Origin of the sequence: Hydrogenophaga sp., from assembly GCF_030373225.1 — a bacterium.
Taxonomy (GTDB): Bacteria; Pseudomonadota; Gammaproteobacteria; order Burkholderiales; family Burkholderiaceae_C; genus Hydrogenophaga.
Genome location: NZ_JAUCZG010000026.1, coordinates 59,116 through 65,738 on the forward strand (window position 1 = coordinate 59,116; position 6,623 = coordinate 65,738).

The 6,623-nt window shown below is 61.2% G+C and carries 6 protein-coding genes; 4 read left to right on the forward strand and 2 right to left on the reverse strand.

Annotated elements, in window-relative coordinates; translation table 11 throughout:
* Window positions 1-5: 5 nt before the first annotated feature.
* Window positions 6-695 carry an arylesterase gene (locus tag QUV35_RS14350; RefSeq protein WP_300875406.1) on the reverse strand — a complete coding sequence of 230 codons (690 nt, stop codon included), beginning with the start codon at window positions 693-695 and terminating at the stop codon, window positions 6-8.
* On the opposite strand from QUV35_RS14350, the gene QUV35_RS14355 reads away from it, so the two are divergent.
* From QUV35_RS14355 to QUV35_RS14365, 3 genes are all read left to right on the forward strand, one after another.
* Entirely contained in the window at window positions 694-1,392 is a 699-nt protein-coding gene (locus QUV35_RS14355; RefSeq protein ID WP_300875409.1) for an ABC transporter ATP-binding protein, read from the forward strand. The genes QUV35_RS14350 and QUV35_RS14355 overlap by 2 nt on opposite strands.
* Window positions 1,393-1,424: 32 nt before the next feature.
* On the forward strand, window positions 1,425-2,168 hold the full coding sequence (gene rlmB, locus QUV35_RS14360) for a 23S rRNA (guanosine(2251)-2'-O)-methyltransferase RlmB (RefSeq protein ID WP_300875411.1): 744 nt from the start codon (window positions 1,425-1,427) through the stop codon (window positions 2,166-2,168).
* A gap of 922 nt (window positions 2,169-3,090) precedes the next feature.
* A complete protein-coding gene (locus QUV35_RS14365; RefSeq protein WP_300875414.1) occupies window positions 3,091-4,554 on the forward strand; it encodes a hypothetical protein in 1,464 nt (487 codons plus the stop codon).
* Window positions 4,555-4,590: 36 nt separating this feature from the next.
* On the opposite strand, the gene QUV35_RS14370 is transcribed toward QUV35_RS14365, so the two are convergent.
* A complete protein-coding gene (locus QUV35_RS14370; RefSeq protein WP_300875416.1) occupies window positions 4,591-4,830 on the reverse strand; it encodes an integrase core domain-containing protein in 240 nt (79 codons plus the stop codon).
* Between the two features lie 581 nt (window positions 4,831-5,411).
* On the opposite strand from QUV35_RS14370, the gene QUV35_RS14375 reads away from it, so the two are divergent.
* Entirely contained in the window at window positions 5,412-6,518 is a 1,107-nt protein-coding gene (locus QUV35_RS14375; protein WP_300875419.1) for a glycosyltransferase, read from the forward strand.
* Window positions 6,519-6,623 lie beyond the last annotated feature (105 nt).

Consider the following 6,623-nt stretch of genomic DNA (forward strand, 5'->3'; position numbering starts at 1 on the left):
GCCGATTATCGGCGTGCGATCAACTTGCGAAGTTCGGGCCAGACGTTGTCGAGCATGGTGGGCTGTGCGAGCTCATTCGGGTGGATGCGGTCGTTCTGGAACAGGGCGGTGGGGTCCTTCGTGTCTGCCACGCCCTTGAGGAAAAACGGCACCAGCGCGGTCTGTTCGGCCTTGGCCACAGCGGTGAACACGTCGCGGAACTCCTGCGCGTACTTCGCGCCGTAGTTCGGCGGCATCTCCATGCCCAGCAGCAGCACCTGCGCGCCCGCCTCGCGGGAGAGGCGGGCCATGGTGGCCAGGTTGTCGCGCGTCATGTTCAGCGGCAGGCCGCGCAGGGCGTCGTTGCCGCCCAACTCAATCACCACCCACTTGGGCCGGTGCTGTTTGAGCAGCGCGGCGATGCGTGATCGACCGCCCGAGGTGGTGTCGCCGCTGATGCTGGCATTGACCACGCGCGCCTTCACTTTCTCTTTGGCCAGGGTCTCGCCCAACAGTGCGACCCAGCCGGTGCCGCGCTTGAGGCCGTACTCGGCACTCAATGAATCGCCCACCACCAGGATCACCGGCGCCTGGCTTGCGGCCTGTGCCGGGGCTTGCGCCAGCGCCTGGCCCAAAGACCCTGCAGCGGCGAGCGCGCACACGCTGCAGACCAGCGCGTTAAAGTGACGGCGTTTCAACTTGAGAAGTCCTTCCATGTCCGATGTGATGATTGCGGTCCAGCATGTGTTCAAGTCGGTGACCGACTCCACCGGGTCGCTGACCATTCTGCGCGATATCGATTTCACCCTGAACAAAGGGGAGACCGCCGCCATCGTGGGTGCGTCCGGGTCGGGCAAGAGCACGCTGCTGTCCATCGTGGCCGGTTTGGACACCCCCACCAGCGGCACAGTTCACGTCGACGGCGTTGATTTGTTCGCGCTGGACGAAGACCAGCGTGCCGCGCTGCGTTCACAGAAGGTCGGTTTCGTGTTTCAGAGCTTCCAGCTGCTGGGCAACCTCACCGCACTGGAGAACGTGATGCTGCCGCTGGAACTGGCCGGGCGCCGCGACGCACGAGCCACCGCCACCCACATGCTGCAGCGCGTGGGCCTTGGAGAACGCTTGTCAAGCTACCCCAAGGTGCTCTCTGGTGGTGAACAGCAGCGTGTGGCGCTGGCTCGGGCCTTTGTCGTGCAGCCCGCGGTGCTGCTGGCCGACGAGCCCACCGGAAGCCTTGATTTCGCCACCGGCGGCAAGATCATGGAGCTCATGTTCGACCTCAACCGCGAGCAGGGCACCACGCTCGTGCTGGTCACGCACGACCGCGGCATTGCCCAACGCTGCGAGCGGCGCATCACCATCGAGGCCGGGCAGGTGGTGCCAGAGGGGCAAGAGGCCGCGCTCATTGCCTGAACCCGCCTGGGCCCGGAGGGGATAATCCGGGCATGTCTTCTCCCAAAGTGCTTTTCGGCTTTCACGCCGTGGGCGTGCGCCTGAAAACCGCGCCGCAGTCCATCATTGAAATCTATTACGAGCCCACGCGCCGCGATGCGCGCATGCGCCAGTTCCTAGACAAGGCGCGCGAGGCCAACGCCCGCCTGATCGAGGCCGACGGCCTGCGCATCGCCAAGCTGGCAGGCAGTCACGGCCACCAAGGCGTGGCCGCGCGCGTGGAGGAGATCAAGCAGGTGCATTCGCTCGACGAGTTGCTGGAGCAACTCGAAGCCACGGGCGTGCCGCCCTTGCTTCTCGTGCTCGACGGCATCACCGACCCGCACAACCTCGGCGCCTGCCTGCGGGTTGCCGACGGCGCCGGTGCCCACGCCGTGATCGCACCCAAGGACCACGCCGCCGGCATCAACGCCACCGTGGCCAAGGTGGCCAGCGGCGCAGCCGAGACCATGCCGTACTTCATGGTCACCAACCTGGCCCGCACCCTGGGTGAACTCAAGGAACGCAACATCTGGATCATCGGCACCGCCGACGACGCACCGAAGACGCTGTATCAGGTCGAACTCAAAGGTCCAGTGGCACTGGTGCTCGGCGCCGAAGGCACCGGCATGCGCCAACTCACCCGCAAGACCTGCGACGAACTGGTGAGCATCCCCATGCACGGCGCGGTGGAGAGCCTGAACGTGTCGGTGGCGAGTGGGGTGTGCCTTTACGAGGCGTTGCGGCAGCGGGGTTGAGGCATGGCCTGGCGAGAGACGGCGAGTCGAGCCAGGCATCATGTGCTTTGCCTCCTCAGTTGCAGGCCGGCATTGGCGTCTTTGTGCCAGCGCCTGGTGCATCTGCAGGATGCTCTTCCCATCGCAAAGTCTTCGAATCAACCAATCAAATAGTACTAATGGGCTTTGTTGATTTCAACCGGTGAGTCAATTGAATTTACTTTGCCGCATGTCGATTGAAGACAGCCTGTATCAAATGTGTCACTTTGTGACGGACGCTTTCACGCAATTTTCAAGTTCCTTGCGGGTGTGCAGGGAAAATGAGCCTTCAGCGCCTTCCTCAATGAAAACAACCACTTACGCGGATTAACGAGAGGTGGCGTGGCCCGCCTGAATTGCCGAGATACTCCGTTCAATCGACTGCTTCTGCCGTTTGATCACTCGGGTCAACTTCGAATACTGTGGGGTAAGTCACACTGCAATCGAATCAGGGTGATACCAATCTCAATGCCCCTGTGATGGGGGCGCCGGCCCACACACCTCTCCTCTTTTCAGTCAATTTTTAAATCTCATGAAGACTCACGCCATCTTTGAAAACTCGCCGCTGGCGAATACGCCGCGCCTTCCCGTCGTGCTGTGTTGCCTGCTGGCTTTGAGTGCCTGCGGTGGCGGCGGGGGAGCAGAGAGCACCGGTGGAGGGGCGATCATCGGTGACGCTCTCGCACAGGCGCCCCTTCAAAAGCCGGCACCTGCCCCCCTGCCAGCACCCGCTCCGGCACCAGCACCCGCTCCAGCACCCGCTCCAGCACCCGCTCCAGCACCCGCTCCAGCACCCGCTCCAGCTCCAGCTCCAGCTCCAGCTCCAGCTCCAGCTCCAGCTCCAGCTCCAGCTCCCCCCACCACGAACAATGACATCCTTTCGCCCGCGCTGGCAGTCGAATACGTGGACGCTCAGGGCGTTCGACAGTCGGTCCGGGTGGTCTCCGGTCAAACCACGGTGACCGGCGTCGCTCCTTTCCTGGTCAAGTTCGATGGCTCAGGCACCCGGGCACCGGCCGCCCTTCGAGCCCAATCGGCGATCACCGATCCGGAAGCCTACGCCTTCCTGATGACAGGCTACCGCCTGAACTACGGCGAGAACCGCGGTGGCGTCTGGCAGTATCCGCAGGGTTCGTCATATTCGCGAGACGAAGACACGGGGCCGCCCGTCTTCTCTTACGTGTATCAAACCCCGGGCTCCTATCCCGTGCGACTGCGCACCCGTGATGCGCTCGGCAACGAGGCTGACGTTCAGCTGAACGTCGTCGTCAACGCTCCGCCGGCTCCATTCCCGATCCGACCCACGGATGGTCGCTGGCCCAACTTCGTCAGCGGTAACCGATACACCCTCGAAGCCAATGGCGACTATCGATCGTTCGGGGCGCTGGAAACGGGTGGTCGGCACAACATCGTGATTGAAAAGGTGGGCACCGGGGCAGACCCCACGATCTCCACATTTAGTCCAGACGGGCGCAGCAAGGCCTTGGCGACGCGACCAGTGGAATTTCGCGCAGCCCACATTCGACTGGTCAACGTGGATATCGGTCACTTCCAAGTTGGTCAGCGTGGCTATGACTACGTGGGGGTGATCGGCGGAGTCGTTCGCAGGTTCTCTGACGCAGGAGCGGTATTCCTCTGGCATGAAGGCACCGATATCGCTCGCTCGAATGTCCGCTTTGGCCGGGGCCTATTTTTCCAGGATACCGAGCTTCGCAGCACGGCAGCCGGGAGCGGGTACATCATGTTTGGGACTTTCAATGGGCTGCACGCCCGCAACACCCGGTTCGTACATGCTGAGAACGGTCCAACTACTTATGCCATGCTGCGGGTGTACGGATCCAACTTCACATTCCGGAACAACCTCTGGTTTTCTCAGGTGGACGGGGGTTTGGGGAACGGAACGCTCATTTCGATGCTGGCTACCGGTGGACAGACCCAAACGCAATGGCGCGACGACGATACCGTGGGTCCCACCAACGGAACATCCAGTAGCCAAGCCTATGGTTACATCAGCGAGAAGCAGATCCTTCAGAACAACCAGTTGCATGCGAGTGGGTCTTTCCTGACCAACGGCGTGGCCGTTGCAGGCGGAGGCAATCCCTCGGGCGATCGACTGGTCTACCCCAGGCTAATCGGATGGGAAGACAACGTTTTCGGCGTCTCTGGAAACGTGGGCCGGATGATCCAGGGAGGCGAGATCGGCGGTCAGTATGTTTTCTGGCGTAACAACCGGCGCGACTTCGGGCGCGGGCCGGTTGTGTCGGCCACCACCGGCGCACCTAACGCAAGCGTGGGTAACACCACAACCTTCAACGGCCCGCATCTGATCGAGGCAACTAACTCGCGGGCGGTTCCAAGTTCGTTCTAAGTGAATCAGCCCATACAAAGCAAGGCGATTTGAGAATCAAACCATCAGCCGTCCACCGAAGTGGGTCAACTCCAGCCAGTCAGCGGTCATGTCTCTGACTTCCTGCATTGAATCGAACACAAAGCAGCACAGCACCTCGGTGCTGTAGGTCTTGTTGAAGCGTTCGACATAGGCGTTTTGGGCAGGCTTTCCAGTCTGGATGTGATTGAGGACAATGCCCTTGGACTGAACCGCCCCGGGGGGTTCAGTTTTCGAGGTGGCTTCAAGTATTATCACGATGTTGTAGTTTTAACTGCGCAGCTCCACCAGTGGTGAGTAGACGCATTTCTACGCAACATCGGCGAGGCGCAAGGGCGGAGTCACCCCCCCACATTGTCTTGGAGCGGCTAATGGTCGAGATTGGGCCGGGCCGTATCGTTGTTTTGCTCGCTGTATCGAAGATGCATCAATGCTTTATGGGTTTGCTCATGGGGACTTTGTTCTCTTGGAGAGCCCCGAGCGCTCATCCAAGTAGCATTTTTGAGTTGACGGCAATGAGTCTGGCGTCTGTCGGGTCAAGCTCGGGTCCTATTTTCGAACTGATGATGAGAAGCCAAGGGGGATGCAAGACATGGCATGTGATCGAACCAGCTTGGCCCAGGTGATTCGTCCCCTGGATCGAGCTGCTGGTCTCGCAGGGAACTTTGCGAACAAGGCGAGGAGCACCGCCGGATGCCGTTTCGTCTCTGGTCGCGCCACCGCGACAATGAAGAGGAGGGCACCGAGTGTTATCTGACAAGCCCGACGAACCCCACAACGGTCCCTTCCCCGCGCAGCAAATGGTGTCACAACCGGTTACTCAGCCCCCGTCGAACCCCGTGAAGCTGTTGTTTCTGCTGCCCAATATTGGTGGTGGTGGCATTGAGCGGGCGATGCTCAACTTGCTGGATGGGCTGACAGCGGGCCGCTACGATCCGCGTGTTGTTGTACACGAGCGGGGCGGAACATTGGCGGAGGAGGTGGCGTCTCGGGTGGACACCCGTTTCCTGGGTCAAGCTCCTTACAGCAGGTGGCGCTTGCCCATGCTGTTTTGGCACATCTTGGGGGAAGTAAGACGGACTGATGTGGTGGTGGCGATGAACGAGGGTCGTGCGGCGGTGTTGGGCCTGCTGGCAGCCAAGTTGGTTGGTAAACCGGTCGTGTCCGTCATCAACTTCGATTGGAGCCGATTCAAGCTAGAGAATAGCTGGAGGCAAACTTTCGCCTTGCGCATGTACCGGTTCATGGATGCGGTGGTCGCGGTGTCCCACGGCGCCGCCGAGGGTTTCTGCGTCGTTTCAGGGATGGATTCCGCGACGGTTCGGGTGATCTCGGTACCCCAGCCAATCGCACGCGTACGGACCCGAGCTTTGGAGCCCCTGCCGGAAGCCTTCCAGGCGACTTTTGAGGGTCCGACCGTGGTGGCGGTCGGGCGACTCGATCGACAGAAGGGGCTCGACGTACTGATCGATGCACATGCACGCGTGTTGGAGCTTGGGGTTCAACATCGGCTGATATTGGTTGGGCAGGGTGGGCTGCTCAACGAGCTAAGGGTACGGGCTAGTGAACTCGGCGTCGAAGGCACCGTGGTCTTCGCCGGCTTTCAGTCCAACCCGTTTCCGTTTGTTCGCAACTCAACGGTGTTCGCGATGTCGTCGCGCTTCGAAGGTCAGCCGCTGGCCTTGGCCGAAGCCATGACCTGTGGTGCGGCCATCGTGTCGACCGATTGCCCTGCGGGTCCGCGGGAAATGCTCGACGACGGTCGCTGCGGGTTGCTCGTGCCTGTCGAGGACCCCGCCGCTCTAGCCGGTGCCATTGCCAGCCTGCTTCGAGATCCGAAGGTGCGGGAAGGTCTGCGGACAGCTGCATTGGAGCGGTCGAAGATGTTCGACGATGCCCGGGTGGTACGTGATTGGGAAGCGGTCATTGATTCAGTGAGACGGTAGCGCCCGAGCGGTGTGCTCCGGGTTGTCGATGACCTGCTTCGTCTTAAGTTGCGGCGGATTCAAAAGTGAAGTGCAACACCCTGGGTTTCAATGAACGAGGGTGGA

Excerpts from the sequence above, each read along its gene's own strand:
- QUV35_RS14355 (WP_300875409.1), top strand. The coding sequence starts at position 694 with ATGTCCGATGTGATGATTGCGGTCCAGCATGTGTTCAAGTCGGTGACC.
- QUV35_RS14350 (WP_300875406.1), bottom strand. The coding sequence starts at position 695 with ATGGAAGGACTTCTCAAGTTGAAACGCCGTCACTTTAACGCGCTGGTC.
- rlmB (WP_300875411.1), top strand. The coding sequence starts at position 1,425 with ATGTCTTCTCCCAAAGTGCTTTTCGGCTTTCACGCCGTGGGCGTGCGC.